The organism is Pseudomonas syringae group sp. J309-1, assembly GCF_032582135.1.
Taxonomy (GTDB): Bacteria; Pseudomonadota; Gammaproteobacteria; order Pseudomonadales; family Pseudomonadaceae; genus Aquipseudomonas; species Aquipseudomonas quasicaspiana.
On record NZ_JAWHNU010000007.1, the window covers coordinates 1 to 21,166 of the forward strand.

17 protein-coding genes are annotated in these 21,166 nt (G+C 58.7%); 10 read left to right on the forward strand and 7 right to left on the reverse strand.

All coding sequences use genetic code 11. The annotated features are described in order from the left end of the window. Positions 1-395: 395 nt before the first annotated feature. Positions 396-1,943 carry an AhpA/YtjB family protein gene (locus RX972_RS05735; protein WP_255878048.1) on the reverse strand — a complete coding sequence of 516 codons (1,548 nt, stop codon included), beginning with the start codon at positions 1,941-1,943 and terminating at the stop codon, positions 396-398. Between the two features lie 130 nt (positions 1,944-2,073). Here RX972_RS05735 and serB point away from each other — a divergent pair, with 130 nt between their 5' ends. Beyond that, the gene (gene serB, locus RX972_RS05740; RefSeq protein WP_316873268.1) at positions 2,074-3,288 is read left to right on the forward strand and encodes a phosphoserine phosphatase SerB; all 1,215 of its coding nucleotides are present in this window, start codon (positions 2,074-2,076) and stop codon (positions 3,286-3,288) included. A gap of 216 nt (positions 3,289-3,504) precedes the next feature. Here the strand turns inward: serB and RX972_RS05745 are convergent, their stop codons facing one another. The 4 genes from RX972_RS05745 to RX972_RS05760 all read right to left on the reverse strand — a co-directional run bounded on the left by RX972_RS05745 (position 3,505) and on the right by RX972_RS05760 (position 8,847). Beyond that, entirely contained in the window at positions 3,505-5,289 is a 1,785-nt protein-coding gene (locus tag RX972_RS05745; protein ID WP_316873270.1) for a molecular chaperone, read from the reverse strand. 259 nt (positions 5,290-5,548) lie between these two features. After that, a complete protein-coding gene (gene asd / locus RX972_RS05750) occupies positions 5,549-6,418 on the reverse strand; it encodes an archaetidylserine decarboxylase (RefSeq protein ID WP_161628563.1) in 870 nt (289 codons plus the stop codon). Between the two features lie 32 nt (positions 6,419-6,450). Further along, positions 6,451-7,266, reverse strand: coding sequence for a thiosulfate sulfurtransferase (rhdA, locus tag RX972_RS05755; protein ID WP_316873272.1), 816 nt, complete (start codon positions 7,264-7,266; stop codon positions 6,451-6,453). Between the two features lie 45 nt (positions 7,267-7,311). Continuing rightward, positions 7,312-8,847 (reverse strand): HDOD domain-containing protein, encoded by a 1,536-nt coding sequence (locus RX972_RS05760; protein ID WP_316873274.1) that lies wholly within the window; start codon positions 8,845-8,847, stop codon positions 7,312-7,314. A 209-nt stretch (positions 8,848-9,056) separates the two neighbouring features. On the opposite strand from RX972_RS05760, the gene motA reads away from it, so the two are divergent. Next, complete coding sequence (motA, locus tag RX972_RS05765) at positions 9,057-9,908, forward strand: flagellar motor stator protein MotA (protein ID WP_027898819.1); 852 nt, start codon at positions 9,057-9,059, stop codon at positions 9,906-9,908. A gap of 3 nt (positions 9,909-9,911) precedes the next feature. After that, positions 9,912-10,934 carry a flagellar motor protein MotB gene (gene motB, locus RX972_RS05770; protein ID WP_122808424.1) on the forward strand — a complete coding sequence of 341 codons (1,023 nt, stop codon included), beginning with the start codon at positions 9,912-9,914 and terminating at the stop codon, positions 10,932-10,934. A 168-nt stretch (positions 10,935-11,102) separates the two neighbouring features. Here motB and rsgA read toward each other — a convergent pair whose 3' ends face one another. Then, on the reverse strand, positions 11,103-12,134 hold the full coding sequence (rsgA, locus tag RX972_RS05775) for a small ribosomal subunit biogenesis GTPase RsgA (RefSeq protein WP_027898821.1): 1,032 nt from the start codon (positions 12,132-12,134) through the stop codon (positions 11,103-11,105). Between the two features lie 96 nt (positions 12,135-12,230). On the opposite strand from rsgA, the gene orn reads away from it, so the two are divergent. Both orn and RX972_RS05785 read left to right on the forward strand, forming a co-directional pair. Then, positions 12,231-12,767 (forward strand): oligoribonuclease, encoded by a 537-nt coding sequence (orn, locus tag RX972_RS05780; RefSeq protein WP_316873280.1) that lies wholly within the window; start codon positions 12,231-12,233, stop codon positions 12,765-12,767. 175 nt (positions 12,768-12,942) lie between these two features. After that, complete coding sequence (locus RX972_RS05785; RefSeq protein WP_099267764.1) at positions 12,943-13,557, forward strand: trimeric intracellular cation channel family protein; 615 nt, start codon at positions 12,943-12,945, stop codon at positions 13,555-13,557. An 83-nt stretch (positions 13,558-13,640) separates the two neighbouring features. On the opposite strand, the gene queG is transcribed toward RX972_RS05785, so the two are convergent. Then, on the reverse strand, positions 13,641-14,726 hold the full coding sequence (gene queG, locus RX972_RS05790) for a tRNA epoxyqueuosine(34) reductase QueG (RefSeq protein WP_255885430.1): 1,086 nt from the start codon (positions 14,724-14,726) through the stop codon (positions 13,641-13,643). A 62-nt stretch (positions 14,727-14,788) separates the two neighbouring features. Between queG and RX972_RS05795 the strand changes: the two genes are divergently transcribed. From RX972_RS05795 to miaA, 5 genes are read left to right on the forward strand one after another with little or no spacing between them, the layout of a single operon-like run. After that, on the forward strand, positions 14,789-16,285 hold the full coding sequence (locus RX972_RS05795) for an NAD(P)H-hydrate dehydratase (RefSeq protein ID WP_316873447.1): 1,497 nt from the start codon (positions 14,789-14,791) through the stop codon (positions 16,283-16,285). Then, positions 16,273-16,743, forward strand: coding sequence for a tRNA (adenosine(37)-N6)-threonylcarbamoyltransferase complex ATPase subunit type 1 TsaE (gene tsaE, locus RX972_RS05800; protein WP_164581837.1), 471 nt, complete (start codon positions 16,273-16,275; stop codon positions 16,741-16,743). The genes RX972_RS05795 and tsaE overlap by 13 nt, the downstream gene beginning before the upstream one ends. Before the next feature lie 2 nt (positions 16,744-16,745). Beyond that, the gene (locus tag RX972_RS05805; protein WP_200866077.1) at positions 16,746-18,176 is read left to right on the forward strand and encodes an N-acetylmuramoyl-L-alanine amidase; all 1,431 of its coding nucleotides are present in this window, start codon (positions 16,746-16,748) and stop codon (positions 18,174-18,176) included. Then, on the forward strand, positions 18,173-20,128 hold the full coding sequence (mutL, locus tag RX972_RS05810; protein WP_122708742.1) for a DNA mismatch repair endonuclease MutL: 1,956 nt from the start codon (positions 18,173-18,175) through the stop codon (positions 20,126-20,128). The genes RX972_RS05805 and mutL overlap by 4 nt, the downstream gene beginning before the upstream one ends. Then, a complete protein-coding gene (gene miaA, locus RX972_RS05815; RefSeq protein ID WP_122395207.1) occupies positions 20,129-21,100 on the forward strand; it encodes a tRNA (adenosine(37)-N6)-dimethylallyltransferase MiaA in 972 nt (323 codons plus the stop codon). Positions 21,101-21,166 lie beyond the last annotated feature (66 nt).

Genomic DNA, 21,166 nt, shown 5'->3' on the forward strand with positions numbered 1-21,166 from the left:
TGCTTAGGTCAGAAAAATTGAAGAGATCGCCGAGGTCGAGCAACTGCTGCTGAATGGGCATAAAAAAATCCGATGCCAGGGGTCTGACATCGGATTCTCTATAAAGCCCGGCTTGGACTCAAATGCTTAAGTGAACAGCATTACGCAGCGATGCGGGCTTTTTTGTGGACTGCTATCTGGAATTCCTTGTAGGAGCTGCCGAAGGCTGCGAACGGCGGTACTTCAGAGAGATCGCTTTCGCAGCCTTCGGCAGCTCCTACAGATTCTAGGTTTTTCAGAACCATCCGCGATTTGGCCAAGGTTGCCCGCGGCCATCAATCGTGGTGTAACGAGAGGAGCATCGCGGCCTCGCGTTGCTCGTGCGCTCCTACAGTGCAGTGTAGGAGGGTGCATGATCACACCTTGCGCGCAGTCTCGTGCATACGCGCCAACTGGCGCTCGAGCATTGATGGGTAGGGCTCCATCAGGCGCTCTACACAGCAAGCGCCTTCAGGGCTCGCAATCGGGCGGATTCGGGCGCGCTGACGGATCAGTGCGTCGTCATTGATCTTGCGCTCTACCAGCAACAGGTTGCGACTGTGTTGCGACAGGGCCAGGGCATCCTGTGCGGTTTCCGTCAGCAGCAAGTCGATCTGACTCAGACCTGCCAGGCCTTCGCCCAGCGTCAGACCCAATTGCAATTGCAGGGTGATGCCGCTGTCTGCGACCTCGATTTGCAATGCATGGCTCAGCGCACGCAACAGCTCGCCGCAGCAGATAGCATTGGTGAGGTAATCCTCACCGCTTTCCTGGCTGTGGAACAGCATCAGTGTGCTGCCATCGTTCAGGGTATGCAGTTCGCCTTCGTACAGCGAAGAAGCCTGATCCAGACAATCGCGATAGCGTTGCAGCAGCTCCGTCAGGCGAGCTCGAGGCAAGCGACGCAGTTGATCCTGCGAACCGAGCTGTACGGCTAGCACGGCGCTGGGTTGCGGCGTACTCGGAGCCACAGCTCTACTGACCTGAGGCGCGGCGTCGGAACTGTCGCGCAGGTCGGCAAACGGGTCGTCCTCGTCTTCTTCATCTTCTTCGGCAACCAGACGCCGTTGTACGGGCGGCGCAGGCAGGCGTGGCTTGGGCGCCTCGTCAAAACCTGGCTCGCGGGCAGAGCGGCTTTTGGCGGCGGGTTCTACGGCTTCATCTTCAGCATAGTGGTCATCCGACTCGTCCTCGGCGTATTCCGGCTCTGGTTCGGGCTCCGGTTCCGGCATCGGCGGTGCAAACGACGTGCGCAACTGACGGGCCAGATCACCGATTTCATCCTGACGTTCAACGGCCGGGGTGTAGGGATCGATATCACGCAGCCAGATTCGCAATTGCAGCAGCGGAGTGGAAATGTGTCGACCCAGACGCAGGCTCAGCGCCAGGGCGAGCGCCAGCAGGATACCTGCCAGGATGCCCATGCTTTGCAGGCTGATGGTCATCGGCTGCTGGAATTGGGACATGTCCAGGCTGATGCGCAGATGCCCGGCCATGGTGTCCTGGAAGGTAATCTTGATTTCGTAAAGCCCTTCGGCCTCACCCAGCAGACCGTTTTTCGGGCGCTGACCGGCTTCCGCGAGAATACGATTGTCCACGCTGTAGATCGCGGCATGCGCCACGAGCGGGTTCTTCACCAGATTACCCAACAGCACGTTAAGGCTGAGGATGTCGTTGGACACCAGCAGCTCCGTGGCGGAGGTCGCAGTTTGCGTGGTGAGTGCCTGACCCAGCGCGTCGGCCTGCTCATGCATGGCCTGCTTGAACTGCAAGCCCATCACACCGGCGTAGATCATCAGCGCCAGGGAGACGAGGATCACGTTATGGCTAGCGATGCGCAATGCAATCGGTACACGGCGATGACGCAGTGCACGGAAGATCAGCAGGAAGAAATTATCGGTTTTAACAGGCTTAGGCCGGTTCACAGAGCACGGCTCTTTCGAAGAAGTTGCCGCGCAGTATAACGACCGACCCAGTGGCGGCAAAGCGCTGCCTTCGCCCGATGGTCACTGAAAGTGGTTAGAATGCGGTTTTTTTCCACTGCTGGGGTGTCCCTTGCGCGAAATCGTCCTGATTAACATCACCGGTGAAGACCGTCCCGGTCTCACTGCGAGCATTACTGGCGTGCTTGCCAACGGTGGCGTGAGCATCCTTGATATTGGCCAGGCGGTGATTCACGACGTCATGTCGTTCGGCATTCTTGTCGAAATCCCTGGCACTGAGCAGGCGGCTTCGGTCCTTGCAGACATTCAGGCTGCGGCGCACACGCTGGATCAACAGGTGCGCATTACACCGGTGTCTGAGGCGGACTATCAGAAGTGGGTAGATGACCAGGGCAGCCCGCGACACATCGTGACGCTGCTGACCCGCAAGATCACTGCCGGGCAATTGCAACGTGTCAGCGCCATCACCGCGCACCACGGCCTGAACATTGACAAGATTGATCGCTTGTCCAGACGCATGCCGCTGGACGCTTCTACTGATCAAGGCAAAGGTTGCGTCGAATTTTCCGTGCGTGGCGAGCCCGCTGACACCAAGGCCTTGCAGGCTGAATTCCTGCAGGTTGCTCAAGAGCTGAACGTGGACATCGCTTTCCAGCAGGACTCGCTGTACCGCCGCAATCGTCGTCTGGCGGTATTCGACATGGACTCGACCCTGATTGAAGCCGAAGTGATCGATGAGTTGGCCAAGGCTCACGGCGTAGGTGATCGGGTTTCGGAAATCACCGAGCGCGCCATGCGTGGCGAACTGGATTTCAGTGCCAGCTTCAAAGAGCGTCTGGCCTTGCTCAAAGGTCTGGACGTCAGCGTGCTGGACGAAATTGGTGCTTCGCTGCGTTTGACTGAAGGGACCGAGGTTCTTTTTGCCGAGCTCAAGCGTCTAGGCTACAAAACGGCGATTCTGTCCGGCGGCTTCACTTACTTTGCCAAGCAATTGCAGGCCAGACTTGGTATCGACTATGTCTTCGCCAACGAGCTGGAAGTCGTGGATGGCAAGTGTACAGGCGTGGCCATCGAGCCTATCGTCAATGCCCAGCGCAAGGCCGATTTGTTGCGGGAGCTGGCGGCGAAGGAAGGTTTGAGTCTTGAGCAGACCATCGCAGTGGGTGACGGTGCCAACGACTTGCCAATGCTCGCCATCGCAGGTCTGGGTGTCGCGTTTCGCGCCAAGCCACTGGTCAAGCAGTCAGCCCGGCAGGCGATTTCGACCTTGGGTCTGGATGGCGTGCTTTATCTGTTGGGGGTAAGGGAGCGAGAAGGGCGCGGCTAAAAGGCGGTAACAGCCTCGGTGCAGGCTGTGTGAAAACCCTCCACCAAAAATGAAATCGCCGAATCGCACCGGAACCTGTGGGAGCGAGGCTTGCCCGCGATAAGGGCGCCGCGGTTTATCAGATAGACCGCGGTGCTTGTATCGCGGGCAAGCCTCACTCCCACAGAACCGACGCAGTCCCATAGGACCGGCTTTCGCCGGGAGGACGTCGGAGTTCTACAGTGACGACCACAACGAATCGAATTCCTGCTCCGCTTTTGGCGTGTCGCCGCCAGTTTGGCCGGGCAGTTCGAAGGTCTCGTACTCGAACTGGTTGTAGCTGCCGCTGCTGGTGCGTTGATGACCCAGCAGGCCGCTGTGTTCTTCTCCGGCAATATTGATCATCACGTTATTGCCTTCTTTAAAGGGCAAGCGCGGTGCCAGTATCGTCGCCGGCTGTTCAATCGCGCGAATTTCCGGCAGCAGCAAAGAGCGCATGTAAGGGCTGTTCAGTTCAGGCCGGACGACCTGCAAGCCGCAAGGCTGGGCAAATGGCGCGATCAACTCGATCCCCATTTGTGTGCCGCCGCTGCGCACCTGGCGCACCCAACGCACGACAGCAACACTCCAGCCCTGACCGGCATCATCCTGAATCCCGACCAACTCTCCGGCCTGCAACTGCTGGGGCACTTCTTTTGGCCACGCAAGGCAGTAGCCGCCTGGGCTGTGGTTGACGATGTTCAGGTCAAAGGTCGGGAACGTCTGCTGGGCGTTGGACGCCGCGTCTACGCCATCGGCGTCAGGCTGTTCATACTGGATTTCTTCGTAAGGCAGCATCAGCGCCGAGGTGTTGCCGCGCTGGGTGTCAAAAGCGCTGGCCCAAGGGTCGTCAGCTTTGTCGTCCACGACCTGCAGGCTGAACTCGGCGGCTTTGGTAGCCGGGACTTGCAGCATGTCACTGAAAGAGCGTTTGCCGCCCAGATAGAAATGCAGTGCGCTCATGCCTATGCACAGGCTCAGAGTGCCCTGGCCGGGCGTGCGTTGAAAGGTCCGTTCTGCGACATCGCCCCATGCAGTAGCCAGATGTTCCAGCAGGTCAGGGGGAAAGCCTTGTGGAACCAACAGCGGTGACTGTGCCCGCTGATCTACAGGGGTTTCCAGATAGCGGGTGATCATCGCTGCCAAAGTCTGGGTGTTAAGACCCAGCAGGGTAGGGTGCTGGTCTTCGGGAAACAGTGATTTGTAGAGCGGCGGTTTGTCCTGTCTTGCTGAAAGCGCATACAGGCTGGTTTCGTCTGTTGGTGACTGCAGCCGCACAAACGGGCTCCAGGCATCCAGTACATCAGCAAGCCGACCGATGTTGAGCTGACGCATCTGGTTGCAGCGCGAGCAGCCCATCAGCAGCGCAATGGTGTAAGTCTGTTCTACCGTCAGCGAGCGGGAGTGGATCGCCTGTTCATCGGCCACCGGTAGATTCTGCAATTGATGTTCGCAGGCAATCTGATAGATCTTGTGCAGCTCGAGCCACAGGCCTTCCTGCACAGGACAGTACAGTTGATTGGCACGAATCAGCGGTCCGTTCAGACACTGAATCGCACGTTGCAGTGCAGTGGTCAGTAGCGGGACGCGGTCTCTGCTGAGTCTTGAGCTGACTCGCTCGATAATCAGTTTGTAGCCGACCGCCAGATGGTTTTGAAGCGCCTGGCAAAGATTGGCGACTTTGCGCGGACGTTCGTCAAGCACCACGGCCTGATTGAGAAAGTGGCGTTCCAGATGTTTGCAGACGAAATGCACTTCGGGACGCAGCAGTTCAAGCAGTTGCAGGCGATTTTCACTGGGCGTCAGCAGTTGATTGAGTTCAGTCAGGCCTTGGTAGAGCTGACGAGCCGTTTCACCCAGGTTTGCTTTAGGCAGCGTTGAGATCCAACGCTTGAGATCTTTGGGCGTCGCTTCACAGAATGTCAGGCTCGACTGCGTTGGCGCGGGAACACGCAACAACACAGGAAGGCTCAAATTACTCATGTGAAAGGCTAACTCCAACTGCCCGCTCGGGACCAAGCGGCTGCTTTGAATCGATGCAGCGATAACAGTTCCCGACGGGTGCCGAAATCTACATCAATAAAATGCAGGTTTCCGACAGGGCCGGTGTTGGGACTCTAGCAGCATCGGCCAATAGTCGCAGCAACCGCAGACGAATCTATCAGCTCAGGCTCAAGCGAAAACAGCCATGGTACAACCACCTGATGATAAATAGTGGCACATAGTGCCACTATTTACTGTTTCAAACCTGTGCGGGCAATGCCAGGGCCTGACCCATGCGCACGGGTGAAGTCGCAGTCAATTGCTCGGCCCATTTCACTTGCTCAGGGCCGAACAGGACGATGGCGGTGGAGCCCAGCTTGAAGCGGCCCATTTCTGCGCCTTTCTCCAGGTGGATCGGCGCACGTGCTGCTTCGTCGTAGCGGAAAGTCCTCAGTTCGCGTTTTGGCGGTGTCACCAAGCCGGCCCAGACCGTCTCGACGGAAGCAACGATCATCGCGCCAACCAGCACCAAGGCCATCGGTCCGCGCTCGGTGTCGAAGATGCAGACGACGCGCTCGTTACGGGCGAACAGCTCAGGCACGTTTTCGGCTGTGGTCTGGTTAACCGAGAAGATTCGGCCAGGCACATACACCATTTCACGCAAGGTACCGGCCAATGGCATGTGCACGCGATGGTAGTCCTTGGGCGACAGGTAGACAGTCGCGAATTCTCCACCCATGAATGGCGCCGACAACGCCGGGTCACCGCCCAGCAATTCCAGCACGCTGAAACTGTGGCCCTTGGCCTGGAAGATTCGGCCCTGTTCGATGCGGCCCAGTTGGCTGATTGCGCCATCCGCCGGGCTGAGGATTGCGCCGGGCGTTTCATCGAGCGGACGTGCGCCGGGTTTCAGAGCACGAGTGAAGAAGGCGTTGAAGTGTTCATAGGCGCTCAAGTCCTCGACTTGCGCTTCGGACATGTTGACCTGGTAGCGACGGGCGAACCATGCGGTGAAGGCATTCTTGAACCAGCGCACGCGGCACTCGGCAACACAGCCAGCCAGGCGTGACAGCAAGTGATGCGGCAGCAGGTACTGGCTGAGGATAAACAGACGCTCTTTCATCAAAATTCCTGAATGTAATACTTGAAGTGGACAGGGTTTCAGCGTTCGACTGGCGTATCGGGGTGGTTGCCCCATTCGCCCCAGGAGCCGGCGTAGCCTTTGACCCGAGGGTAACCCAGCGCCTTGGCCACCAGATACGTGAAGCCCGACCGATGGTGTGTCTGGCAGTGAGTAATGATTTCTTTGTCGGCAGTGATGCCCAGGCTGTCGAGGATCTCCGCGATGTCTTCACGGATGCGCAGGTCACGCGCCTTATCCATGCCCGCGGTCCACTCGAAGTTGATCGCGCCGGGAATGTGTCCACCTTTGGCCGCGACGACTTTTTCGCCGGAATATTCAAGCGGGCCACGAGCGTCCCAGATTGCCAGATCGGCAGCGCCCAGGCGACTTTGCAGATACTCGCGTGTGGCGGTGGGTTCTTCATGCAGTTGCAAGGCAACAGGCCCGCCTGCCGAAGGTGGAACCGCAGTGGACAAGGGCAAGCCATCGGCCTGCCAGGCCAGCAGGCCGCCGTCGACATAGTGATATTGGCTGTGGCCGATCACATCCAGTAACCAAATAAAGCGTCCGGCCCAGCCGCCGCCTTCGTCGTCGTAGACCACATACACCGCATCGGCGTTGTGGCCCAGTTCACCGAAGAGCGCTTGCAGGTCTGCATGGGCAGGTAGCAAACCTGGTGCTGGAGGCTGGCCCAACTGAGTGCGTTTCGGGTCAACGAAACGCGCGCCGGGTATGTGTCCGGCGTCGTACCGGGCGCTGCTGGTCAGATCCACCAGGATCAGTTCCGGAGCATCCAGGCGATCCTTCAGGTCGCTTGGCTCGATAACCAGCGGCAAGCCAGAGAAGACGGACATGTGCAGCCTCCAATTCAAAAAAAGAGGCGAATTGTAGCCCAGCTGTCAGGCTTTGCGACTACTAAAGCTCGTCAGCGCCCGCTCGATGCATTGGCAGGTTTTACCGAACGCCTGCACCGAAGTTTCCGAAAACTGTCCGCCGCCCTGATCCGCCACCACCAGCATCAACACCTTGTTGTTGCTGCTCAGCGACCGGATCAGCCAGTGTTTGCCCGGGAACAAAGCCCGAAGATTACCCGGTAGCAGTGCCGAGAATTGATCGATGTTGGCGGGTGTCATGCGCAGTTGGGTCGGCTGTGCCAGCAAACGCTGCAGCACGGTGCTTTCCTTTATAGATAGCGCCAGCGACGTTGCTTCAGGTCTCAACCCGGCGATCTGATGGACGCGCAGCTGGGTGCCGGTCTTGTCTGCCATCAGCAACATCACGCGCTCCATGCCGCAGGAAACCAGAGCGTCCCGCGCCGTGGTAGTCAGGTGCATGGCGTTACTGAAGGGGCTTGGGTTGGCCAGCAATTCTGCGCATAGCTTGCGCCAGCTCTGCAAGGCATCGGGCGATGGCGGCGGTGCTGCTTGCAGTTTGCTATGAATCCGGCGGGTTGCCCACGGCCAGATCAGCGCTTCGGCAGGGTGCCAAAGACTCGGGTCATTGTGGTTGCGAGCACTGCTGACTGCATTCTGGTGAGCCTGTTGTTGCACGCTGTCCATGGATTGCTGCAAGTACAGGCTGCTCAGTAACTCCCAGCGCAGGCAGTGCGGGCTGTCCCATGCCTGTTGAGCGGCCAGCGCCAGGCCGTTGCCCAGCAATACGGTATTGGCGGGTTGATTGAACCAGCGACGCAGGTTTGGATCTGCGTCCATCAACTGTTGCTGTTGCAATGGATCGTCGTTAGCCCGAGCCACATGCAGAGCCTTTACCAATTGGCGTCGCTCGCTGATCAGTAGCTTATAGCCTTGAGTCACCCATAAAGGCAGGCGCCACAAGGTCGCCAGTTCCATGCAGAGTTCTAGCAGACTGACGCCAAACAGCGCTTTCTCCACTGAGCGGGAAGACTCACCTTTGTGGATAACCCGCAGTTCCCATTCCTCCAGCAATTTCGGGTGCGCCAGTGCCATTGGCCACAGCGGTGCCAGAAACAACAGGCTACCCAGGTGGATATCCTGCCAGAGCCGCGCAAGGCGAGCTGCGAACAGTCCGTTGGCCTGCTGCGTAGCGTGCTGGCTGATCAGTAGCAACTGGCGGAACGCGGTCGGAATCTTCTCGTTTTCCAGAGCGGGCAGGCGATTGAGCAGCACCTCGGTGCGCCCCAGGCCCAGACGAGTGATCGCCACTTCGAGGCTTTCGGCAGGTTCGGTCAGACCGGTACTTTGATGGTTGGCTTCGCGCATCACGCTCAGGACCAGCGCCGGGCTGTCCTGCATCATGTCGGCGATGTCCCGCAGGGAACGGCGGCTATCATTCAGTGCGCTACGGACCTTATTGTGGCTGGGCAGAGGGACCGGCAATGCAATGCTGTCCAATTGCTTGAGCCACGCATCGAGCGTGTTCGGGACGGGAAGCTGTGGCGACGTTTCTGGAGGCATGCATCATGGCCCGTACGACTGAAAATGTAGGCAGTGGACACTGCGAAATCAATGGGTAAGACCCTAATTTACGGGCCCCCGTTCACCGGTCAACTGGCTTTTCGATTTTTCTGGCTACAGTCTGGCCCACATATGCCGATAAGTAGAACAAGAGTTTCATGAACTTCCGCGCATGTCCCTGAACCCGACTCAGTAAGTACTTTCTACCTATGGCTAAAATTATCGGCATCATCGTCGTCTTCGCGAGTGTTCTCGCAGGCTACGTACTTTCTCACGGTAAGATTGGCGCGCTGATCCAGCCTTTCGAGGTGTTGATCATCGGTGGTGCCTGTCTGGGCGCATTTCTGCAAGCCAACCCAGGCTACATGACCATGCACGTCATGAAGAAGTCACTGAAGATGTTCGGTACGCGTTTCACGCACGCCTTCTATCTTGAAGTGCTGGGTCTGGTGTACGAGATTCTCAACAAGAGCCGTCGTGAAGGCATGATGGCGATTGAAGGGGACATCGAAGACGCGTCGGCGAGCCCGATTTTCGCCAAGTATCCCGGCGTGCTGAAAGATGAGCGCATGACCGCTTACATCTGTGATTACCTGCGCATCATGTCATCCGGCAACATGGCTCCTCATGAACTGGAAGGCCTGTTTGACATGGAGTTGCAGAGCATCAAGGAAGAGCTGGGTCATCCATCCCACGCCGTGACCGGTATCGCCGACGGCCTGCCCGGTTTCGGTATTGTGGCGGCAGTACTCGGCATCGTGATCACCATGGCTTCCCTGGGTGACGGCGACAAGGCTGCCATTGGTAACCACGTGGGTGCAGCGCTGGTGGGTACCTTCCTGGGTATCATTGCCGCCTACGGTTTCTTCGGTCCTCTGGCGAGCTGCCTTGCCCACGATGCCAAAGAAGAGCTCAACGTCTATGAGGCGATCAAGGCTTCGCTGGTGGCATCGGCCTCCGGCATGCCTCCTTCGCTGGCTGTCGAGTTTGGCCGCAAGGTTCTCTATCCGGCACACCGGCCCAGCTTCAGTGAGCTGGAACAAGCGGTTCGCGGTCGCTGAGTCATGGAAAATAATCAGCCGATAATCATCAAGCGCGTCAAGCGCTATGAAGCCGGTCACCACGGTGGCGCCTGGAAAATCGCCTTCGCGGACTTTGCAACCGCCATGATGGCGTTCTTTCTGGTGCTGTGGCTGTTGTCTGCGGCAACCCCGGAGCAGTTAGTCGCTATCGCCGGTTATTTTAAAGACCCGGTCGGGTTCTCGGACAGTGGTTCGCCCTACGTGATTGATCTAGGTGGATCGCCGGAAATGTCGCCTGATCAGACCTTGAACCCGGAAATCAAGAACACGCCGACACCGGACACTGTGCCCATCGAAGCCGAGACCGCGGAGGCCAAGGCGGAAGAGGTTGAGCAAGAGCGTCTGGAACTGCTGCTCCAGGAGCTGCAGAACAAGATCGAAGAGAATCCTGAACTGCAGAAATTCAAGGACCAGATCCATTTCGAGATTACTCAGGATGGTTTGCGGATCCAGATTACAGACGCTGATAACCGGCCGATGTTCGACCTGGGCAGTGCGCGCCTCAAGCCCTATTTCGAAGACATTCTGCTGGCCATGGCTGATACCATCAAAGCGGTGCCCAACAAAATCAGCATCAGCGGGCACACAGATGGCAAGCCTTATGTGGGTAACGGCGAGTTCGGTAACTGGGAGCTGTCGGCTAATCGGGCCAACTCGGCACGTCGCGCTCTGGTTGCCGGCACCTACCCGGAAAACCAGGTGGCGCGGGTAGTCGGCTATGCATCGTCGATGCTGTATGACGGCGAGCATCCGCAAAGCCCGGTCAACCGGCGTATCGATATCATGGTTCTGACCAAGAAGGCCATGCAGCGTATTGAAGGCAGTCAGGTTTACAGGGGCGGCCAGGGCAAAGCCACGGCCACTGAGCCTGCACCGGCTGCGCCAGTCAATCCTAGAATCCAGCCGCCGGATGATCCACAGGCCTACGCCCAGCCGCACGAGATTCGGCAAAAGCTGAACTTGTTTGAAGACGGCACGTTGAAGCTGGATGAGACGAAGAACTAGCGTTCTAGCCGCAAGCTACAAGCCTAAAGCTGCAAGTAAAAAGCCCGGACTCGTGAGAGTCCGGGCTTTTTTGTCGGCCGCAAATCTGTAGGAGCTGCCGAAGGCTGCGAAGGCATTCTTCCAGACAGTACGCGTTTCGCAGCCTGCGGCAGCTCCTACAAGGCGCAGCTAGTAGCTGCTTTCCGGCAAGCTGGCGATGATCGAGCGATAGCTGTTCATGCGCTGTTGTTGCACGCGGCCTTCTTCCAGGGCGATCAGCAGAGCGCAGCCAGGTTCACGGTCGTGTTTGCAATCGCGGAATCGGCAGGTGCCGATCAGGTCGTTGAACTCGATGAAGCCCGCTTCGACATCCGCACGGCTTACATGACCCAGACCGAATTCACGAATACCCGGGGAGTCGATCAGGTCGCCGCCACGGGGGAAGTGGAACAGGCGGGCAGTCGTCGTGGTGTGCGTGCCTTGCCCGGACAGTTCGGACAGCGGCCCGACGCGGGTTTCGACTTCAGGCAGCAGGCTGTTGACCAGGGATGACTTGCCGACGCCAGACTGACCGACAAACACGCTGATATGCCCGTCCAGCTGGGCTTGCAGCTGTTGCATGCCGTCGCCGTGGTGCGCAGAGACTTCCAGAACCGGATAACCCAGCGTCCGGTAAACCTCCAGCAACGCGTTGAGTGCCGGAGCATTCTGTTCGTTGATCAGGTCGAACTTGTTCAACAGCAGCAACGGACGAATGCCAGCGTGCTCGGCGGCCACCAGATAACGGTCGATCAGGTTAGCGTGAGGCTCAGGCATCGGCGCGAACACAATGACAATCAGATCGACGTTGGCGGCAACCGGCTTGAGTTGCCCACGGCTGTCGGGACGGCACAGCTCAGTGGTGCGCGGCAGTTGCGCGACGATAACGCCGATGCCCTGATTGCCAGCGCGCCAGACGACGCGATCGCCGGTCACCAGTGCAGGCAGGTTGGCGCGCAAGTGGCAGCGGAAAACCTGACCCGCCTGATCGCCTTCCTTTGCTTCCACTTCGACTTGTACGCCGAAGTGAGCGATCACCAACCCGGTTTGCTCGGGGCCAAGATCGCCGCCCTCAAGTGTTTCCAGGGTTTGTGATTCGCGTTTGGCGGCACGGGCAGCGCGCTCGCCTTGAATTTTTTCGATGCGCCAGTTTTGACGACGATTGAGTTGGCGTTTGGCCATGGGTGTTCCGAGTGATAAAGCAGCTGATAAGTAAACGCGGGGGAGTCTAGCACGGCGGGGTGAGCTAAACTGCGTGCCTACGCTGAGGAGCCCAATATGCAGAACAAGCAGAACCTGATCTGGATCGATCTGGAAATGACCGGCCTGGACCCGGACACCGACGTCATTATCGAAATGGCGACGATCATCACTGACAGCGAACTCAATACCCTGGCTGAAGGCCCGGTCATTGCTGTGCACCAGAGTGATGAAACCCTGGCCAGAATGGACGAGTGGAACACCCGTCAGCACGGCGGTTCGGGCCTGACCCAGCGGGTTCGCGAGAGTGTCATCAGCATGGCTGAAGCGGAAGCCCAGACGTTGGAGTTCATCAAGCAATGGGTGCCGGAACGCAGTTCACCGATTTGTGGCAACAGTATTTGCCAGGATCGTCGCTTCCTTTATCGGCACATGCCGACACTGGAGCACTACTTCCACTACCGCAATCTGGACGTTTCCACGCTCAAAGAGCTGGCCGCCCGTTGGTCGCCTGAGTTGAAGTTCCAGAAGGGCAGCACCCACCTGGCGCTGGACGACATCCGCGAGTCAATCGCCGAGCTGCGGTTCTATCGCGAGCATTTCATTAAAGGCTGATGCTTACATCATTCCTGTAGGAGCTGCCGAAGGCTGCGATTGCGGCGTGTCAGATGCGACGGTTTCGCAGCCTTCGGCAGCTCCTACAGAAATTGGTTGTGATCGGTAGTTTCGCTCTTTGCCCTCTTTTGGTGCTTGCCCTACACTGCGCGGCTTCGTCGCAGGGACTGCCGCCATGTTGTTGATGCTTTATCTGATCGCTATTACCGCTGAAGCCATGACTGGCGCGCTGTCTGCCGGGCGGCGGGGCATGGACTGGTTTGGCGTGGTACTGATCGCGTGCGTCACAGCCCTTGGCGGCGGTTCGGTGCGCGATGTGTTGCTCGGTCATTACCCGCTGACATGGGTCAAACACCCCGAATATCTGATCCTGACCAGCGTTGCGGCCCTGCTGACCATTTTCATTGCGCCGTTGATGCGTCATCTGCGCTCGCTGTTTTTGGTGCTCGACGCCTTGGGTCTGGTGGCCTTCACCCTGATCGGCACGATGACCGCACTCGAAGTCGGGACCGGTCTGCTGGTGGCGTCAGTGTGCGGCGTAATCACCGGGGTATTTGGCGGCATCCTGCGGGATATTTTCTGCAACGACATCCCCTTGGTATTCCGTCGTGAGCTGTATGCCAGCGTGTCATTCCTCGCGGCCTGGTGTTTTCTGCTGTGTCAGCACCTGCAATTGCCTGAAGAGCAGAGCATTCTGATCACCCTGTTCGGCGGTCTGTTGCTGCGGCTAATGGCTATCCGCTTTAACTGGAACATGCCGAAGTTTGTCTACAAGGGCGATGAGCACTGATGTTTTTTGTAGGAGCTGCCGAAGGCTGCGAGGGGGTTGTATCTGAAACACCACCATTCGCAGCCTTCGGCAGCTCCTACGGATCAACGATTCTGCTCATGCTGCCGCAACGCCCACTCCACATGTTCCCTCACCAGCTCCGACGGATACTCCCGTCTTGCCTCAAGCGCCTCCAGCACGGGGATCGTCGATGGCGCATTGCCTAACCCTACTGCCAGATTGCGCAGCCAGCGTTCGTAACCGGCCCGGCGCAGGGGAGAGCCTTCCGTGTTGCTGAGGAATTTATCCTCGTCCCACATGAATAACTCGGCCAAACCGGCGTTATCCAGATTGTGGCGTGGCTGGAAATCACTTTGGTCGGTGGGGCGGGCAAAGCGATTCCACGGGCAAACGATCTGGCAGTCATCGCAACCGAACACCCGGTTGCCAATCAGCGGACGTAACTCCTCCGGGATGGCAGTTTTCAGTTCAATGGTCAGATAAGAAATGCAGCGCCTGGCATCCAGTACATAAGGCCCGACGAAAGCAGCGGTAGGGCAAATGTCCATACACGCGGTGCAGCGACCGCAGTGTTCGGTGGCGTGAGGTGGATCCACGGGCAACGGCAGGTCGACGAACAGCTCGCTCAGGAAAAAGAAACTGCCCGCCTTGCGATTGAGCACGAGGGTGTTCTTGCCGATCCAGCCCAGCCCGGCCTTTTCAGCAATGGCCTTTTCCAGCACCGGGGCGCTGTCGACGAAGGCGCGATAGCCGAATGGACCAATGGCCTGCTGGATGCGTTCGGCCAGTTGCTGCACGCGTTTGCGGATCAGCTTGTGATAGTCGCGGCCCAACGCGTATCGGGACACGTAGGCTTTTTCCGGCTCGGTCAGACGCTGAGTCATCTCGGTGTCGCCGGGCAGGTAATCCATGCGCAACGAGACCACCCGCAAGGTGCCCGGCACCAGTTCCTCAGGGTGCGAACGTTTGCTGCCATGCGCTGCCATATAGTCCATCTCGCCGTGATAGCCCGCCTCAAGCCAGCGCTCAAGGTGTTGCTCGTGTTCGGCGAGATCCAGCCCGGCAATCCCGACTTGCTGAAAGCCCAGCTCACGGCCCCACTCCTTGATCGATTGAGCAAGGGAGACGAGGTCAACAGTATTGGGCGAATCAACAGTAATAACGGGCATGCGCAAGGAGAAACCGGGTGGAGGTGCGTATAATTCTGCCAGACATCGGAGCCAAGAAACGCATGGTCGACACGAATCCCCAATTACCCGACGCACTGTACAGCGCCGCGCAGGTCCGCGAACTGGACGCACAGCTCATTGCTGCGGGAACGTGCGGCAGTGAATTGATGCAACGGGCCGCCCATGCAACGTGGCGCGCGCTGCGTCGACGCTGGCCCGAAGCGCGGGAATTGAGCGTACTGGCCGGGCGCGGCAACAACGCTGGCGACGGGTATCTGATTGCGACGCTGGCGCAAAAGGCCGGGTGGAATGTTCATGTGTTCAGCGTGGCCGATCCCGCGACACTGGCTGGCGATGCTGCTGACGCTTATGGCGCGGCAATCGCTGCGGGTCTCGATGTTCAACCGTGGGCCGATCAACCTTTGCGCGGCATCGTGCTGGATGCGCTGCTGGGAACTGGCTTGAACGGTGACGTTCGCCAGCCCTACGCGGCGGCAATCGAGTCGATTAATGCCAGCGGCTTGCCGGTCGTGGCGGTGGATATTCCCTCCGGACTAAGCGCCGATACCGGACGTATCCTTGGCGTCGCGGTGCGAGCCGATCTGACGGTGACTTATATAGGCTTGAAGCTCGGCCTGCTGACCGGTGATGCGGCGGACCTGGTTGGCGAGCTGGTGTTTGACGACTTGCAGGCAGATCCGGCCGTTGTCGCAAGGGCCACTCGCAGCGCGACTCGCCTTGATACATTTAATCTGCCGCGTCTGGCTGCACGCCCTCGCACTGCTCATAAAGGCCTGTATGGCCGGGTGCTGGTCATTGGTGGCGATCATGGTTTCGGCGGAGCCTGTCTGCTGAGCGCTGAAAGTGCCTTGCGCAGTGGCGCAGGCATGGTCACGTTGGCGACCCGCCCTGAACACATTCCTGCTGCGCTGGCTCGCATGCCCGAAGTGATGAGCGCGGCGATCCGTTCTGCCAACCAGTTAATGGCATTGATTGAACCCGCCAGTGTTCTGGTGGTAGGCCCCGGGCTGGGTCAAGGTTCATGGGGGCGCAGCTTGCTTTCAGCCGCTGCCAACGCTCAACGTCCGCAAGTGTGGGACGCCGATGCCCTTAACCAATTGGCACAAGGTTTTGTTTCGCTTCCCGAGGGCAGCGTCATTACCCCGCATCCCGGCGAAGCTGCGCGCTTGCTGGGGGTGACGACTAAACAAATCCAGGCGGATCGCCCTGCTGCTGCGCGAGCGCTGGCCGATAAATACCAGGCGGTTTGTGTATTGAAAGGCAGCGGTAGCCTGATCGCTGACGTCGACGGTCAGTTGATGCTCTGTGATCGCGGCCATCCAGCCATGGCGACCGCTGGTTTGGGCGACGTGCTCGCCGGGCTGATCGGCGCATTGATGGCGCAAAAAATGAAGCCGTTCGATGCGGCGTGTCTGGCGGTCTGGCTGCATGCCAGCGCCGGGCAGCGGTTGGGCGAAGCGGGCCGTGGGCTGGCGGCCAGTGATTTGATTCCAGCCATTCGTCAGTTATTGGAGGAGCAGCAACCGTGTCTGAGTTAACGCTGCATTTGGTCGGTGAAGAGGCCATGACCCACTTTGGTGAGCGCATTGCCGAGGTCACGAAAGGGGTAGGCGTGATTTTTCTGGAAGGTGATCTGGGGGCAGGTAAAACCACGCTTTCGCGGGGCATCATCCGTGGCCTCGGGCACGAAGGTGCGGTCAAGAGCCCGACCTTCACCCTGGTTGAACCCTATGAAATAGGCCCGGTTCGTGTATTCCACTTTGACCTGTATCGATTGGTTGACCCAGAGGAGCTGGAGTACCTGGGGATCCGCGATTACCTGGAAGGCGATGCACTTTGTTTGATCGAGTGGCCCCAGCTCGGTGCAGGCTTTTTGCCAAAGCCTGACCTGACCATTACCATTAGGCCGCATGCGCAAGGTCGAGCACTGACTTTGAGCCCAATTGGCTCGCGTGGCGAAACCTGGTGTGCCGCTTTGGCGTTGGAATTCAAATAGAAATGGGGTTAGGTATGCGCATTCGCGCGCTGGTTACTGTAGTGGGTCTGCTTTTGACAGTCCTGGCTGTTGATGCGCTGGCTGCAACACAGGTAAAAAGTGTCCGCCTATGGCGCGCACCAGATAACACACGACTGGTTTTTGACCTCTCCGGACCCGTCCAGCACAGCGTGTTCACCCTGACTTCTCCTGATCGACTGGTTATCGATATCAACGGTGCGACCCTCGGTGGTCCGCTGAATGTACCCATGGCCAATACGCCCATTACCAGCATGCGTTCTGCCCAGCGCACCGCGACGGATTTGCGCGTGGTCATCGACCTGAAAAAGGCCGTGACGCCCAAGAGCTTCACCCTGGCCCCGAACCAGCAATACGGTAACCGTCTGGTTGTCGATCTGTTCGACGAGCCGGGCGATGCCAATCCGAGCCCGACCATTCCTGACACGGCCGCGAACACTGCGCCTGCCGTGCCGGTCAGTCCGGCCAAGCCCGAGATCAAGCTCACACCTGTGCCCAACGGAAAGCGCGACATTGTGATCGTGATTGATGCCGGTCACGGCGGTGAGGATCCGGGAGCCTCCGGCAGTAGCGGCCAGAAAGAAAAGAATCTGGTACTGGCCATCGCCAAAGAGCTGCAACGTCAGATCAATGCTGAAAAAGGCTACCGCGCCGAGCTGACCCGCACCGGCGATTACTTCATCCCGCTGCGCAAGCGTACGGAAATTGCCCGAGCCAAAGGCGCGGACCTGTTTGTGTCGATTCACGCCGATGCTGCGCCTTCAAGGGCTGCGTTCGGTGCTTCGGTATTTGCTCTGTCCGAGCGTGGCGCCACGTCTGAAACCGCCCGCTGGCTGGCCGACAGTGAAAACCGTTCCGACTTGATCGGTGGTGCCGGTGCCGTGAGTCTGGACGACAAGGACCGCATGCTGGCGGGGGTGTTGCTGGACTTGTCCATGACCGCTTCGCTGTCTTCAAGCCTCAATGTCGGGCAGAAAGTCCTCACCAACATTGGTCGAGTGACGTCGCTGCACAAATCCCGGGTTGAGCAAGCAGGCTTTATGGTGCTCAAGTCGCCTGATATCCCGTCGATTCTGGTCGAAACGGGCTTCATCTCCAACAATGCCGAAGCGGCCAAGCTCAGCGCTGCTTCGCACCAACAGGCATTGGCGCGTTCGATCAACTCTGGCGTGAAGCAATTCTTCCAGCAGAATCCACCGCAAGGTACTTACATCGCGTGGCTCCGCGATAACGGCAAACTCGCCCAGGGGCCGCGTAATCACGTGGTTCGCTCGGGTGAAACACTGGCCATGCTGGCGGCTCGCTACGACATGAGCGCTGCGGCTCTGCGCAGCGCCAATAACCTGAAAACGGATGAACTGCGCATTGGGCAGGACCTGAAAATCCCTAGCTCCGAGGTGGCGGCTCAACCATGACCGATCTTCTTCTCGACAGTATCGAGCCTGAAGTACAGGCTTCTGCCAGCGCTGCAGCTCTAAATGCTGCCCGGATCGAACTGCTCAGCCCACGGCTGGCCAACCAGATCGCAGCGGGTGAGGTGGTCGAGCGGCCAGCATCGGTCATCAAGGAGTTGCTGGAAAACAGTCTGGATTCCGGTGCCAAGCGCATTGATGTCGATGTTGAGCAGGCGGGTATCAAACTGCTGCGGGTCCGTGATGATGGCAGCGGCATTTCTTCTGATGACCTGCCTTTGGCTCTGGCTCGTCACGCCACCAGCAAGATTCGCGAGCTGGAAGACCTTGAGCGCGTCATGAGCCTCGGCTTTCGCGGCGAGGCGCTGGCGTCGATCAGCTCTGTGGCACGATTGACGCTGACCTCCCGAACACGTGACGCTGACCAGGCCTGGCAAGTGGAAACCGAAGGCCGCGACATGGCTTCACGGGTTCAGCCTGCGGCGCATCCGGTGGGGACATCCGTTGAAGTCCGCGACCTGTTCTTCAATACCCCGGCGCGGCGCAAGTTTCTCAAGGCGGAAAAAACCGAATTCGATCACTTGCAGGAAGTGATCAAGCGCATGGCACTGGCGCGCTTCGACGTGGCGTTTCACTTGCGGCACAACGGCAAGACGATTCTCAGTCTGCATGAGGCCAACGACGACACGGCTCGCGCCAGACGCGTATCTGCCATTTGCGGCCCCGGTTTTCTCGAGCAGGCGCTGCCCATCGAGATCGAGCGCAACGGCTTGCATCTGTGGGGCTGGGTCGGGTTGCCGACTTTTTCCCGTAGTCAGGCGGACTTGCAGTATTTCTTTGTGAATGGCCGGGCAGTGCGCGACAAGCTCGTGGCTCACGCGGTGCGCCAGGCTTATCGCGACGTGCTGTTCAATGGCCGTCATCCGACCTTCGTGCTGTTTTTCGAGGTTGATCCCGCCGTCGTTGACGTTAACGTGCACCCGACCAAGCACGAAGTCCGCTTCCGCGACGGGCGCATGGTGCACGACTTCCTTTATGGCACCTTGCACCGCGCGCTGGGCGATGTGCGTCCCGAAGATCAACTGGCAGGCGCTGCGCCAGTGACTGCCATCGAGCGACCCACCGGCCCGCAAGCCGGTGAGTTCGGCCCGCAGGGTGAAATGCGCCTGGCCAACAATCTGCTGGAGCAACCCCAGGCTCAGCCCTATGCGCCGCCAGCCGGTTCAGGTGCAGGCGCTGGTTATCAATATCAGTACACGCCGCGCCCTACAGCGACGTTGCCTGCCGCCGAAGCGCAGAGCGCTTATCGCGAGTTTTATGCACCGTTGCCCGGTACGCCTGCCGTGTCGTTGCCGGAGACTCAGGGCGACATTCCTCCGCTGGGCTACGCCTTGGCGCAACTCAAGGGTATTTATATTCTGGCGGAGAACGCTCACGGTCTGGTGCTGGTAGACATGCATGCCGCCCACGAGCGGATCATGTACGAGCGTCTGAAGATTGCGATGGCAAGCGAAGGCCTGAGCGGTCAGCCGTTGCTGGTGCCTGAGTCCATTGCAGTCAGTCAGCGCGAAGCCGATTGCGCTGAAGAGCACATCGAGACATTCCAGCGTCTGGGCTTCGAGTTGCAACGTCTCGGTCCTGAAAGTCTGGCGATCCGGCAGATTCCGGCCTTGTTGAAACAGGCCGAGGCCAATCGTCTGGTCAGCGACGTGCTGGCCGATCTGATGGAATACGGCACCAGTGACCGGGTTCAGGCTCACATGAACGAATTGCTGGGCACCATGGCGTGCCATGGGGCAATCCGGGCCAATCGCCGTCTGGCCATCCCGGAAATGAACGGTCTGCTGCGCGACATGGAAAACACCGAGCGCAGCGGTCAATGCAACCATGGCCGACCTACCTGGACCCAAATGGGGCTGGATGATCTGGACAAACTCTTCCTGCGCGGTCGCTGAATGAGCGCTCTACCTCCGGCCATCTTTCTGATGGGGCCGACGGCTTCAGGTAAAACCGATCTGGCCATGGAACTCTGCAAAGTCCTGCCTTGCGAGCTGATCAGTGTCGATTCGGCGCTGGTTTATCGCGGCATGGATATTGGTACTGCCAAGCCTTCCAAGGCGCAGTTGGCCGAGTTTCCCCACCGTTTGGTGGATATTCTCGATCCTGCCGAAAGCTACTCGGCGGCTGATTTTCGTGCCGATGCGCTGTCTGCCATGGCAGAAATAACCGCCCGCGGAAAAATTCCGCTGCTGGTTGGCGGCACTATGTTGTATTTCAAGGCTCTATTGGACGGGTTGGCAGACATGCCGGCTGCTGACTCAGGTGTTCGTGCCGAACTGGAAGCACAGGCTGCAGCCCATGGCTGGCAGGCGTTGCATGACCAGTTGGCGGCAGTGGATCCGGTGTCTGCGGCGCGAATCCACCCCAATGACCCGCAGCGATTGATACGTGCGCTGGAGGTTTACCGGGTCAGTGGCTTGAGCATGACGGCACATAGAGAACAACAAAGTGCGCAAACTACTGATGCTGCGGCTTCTGGTAGACCGCAATTGCCCTATACTGTCGCCAGCCTGGCCATTGCTCCGGCAGATCGCAAGGTGTTGCATGGCCGTATAGCATCAAGATTTTCAACAATGCTGGACCAGGGATTCCTGGACGAAGTTCTGGCGTTACGCTCAAGAGGTGACCTGCATGCGGGTCTGCCATCAATAAGAGCCGTCGGTTATCGTCAGGTCTGGGATCATCTGGATGGAAAGCTGACATGGGCTGAGATGCAGGAGCGTGGGATCATTGCCACGCGCCAACTGGCCAAGCGACAGTTTACCTGGCTACGCAGCTGGGACGATTTACACTGGTTGGACAGTCTGGCCAGCGACAATTTGCCACGCGCCTTGAAATACCTGGGGTCGGTCTCCATATTGAGCTGAGTCCTTGCAATAGCCGTCTATCCTTGGGGGGTGGCGGTTCAAGCCAACTGAATTCGAATTATTATT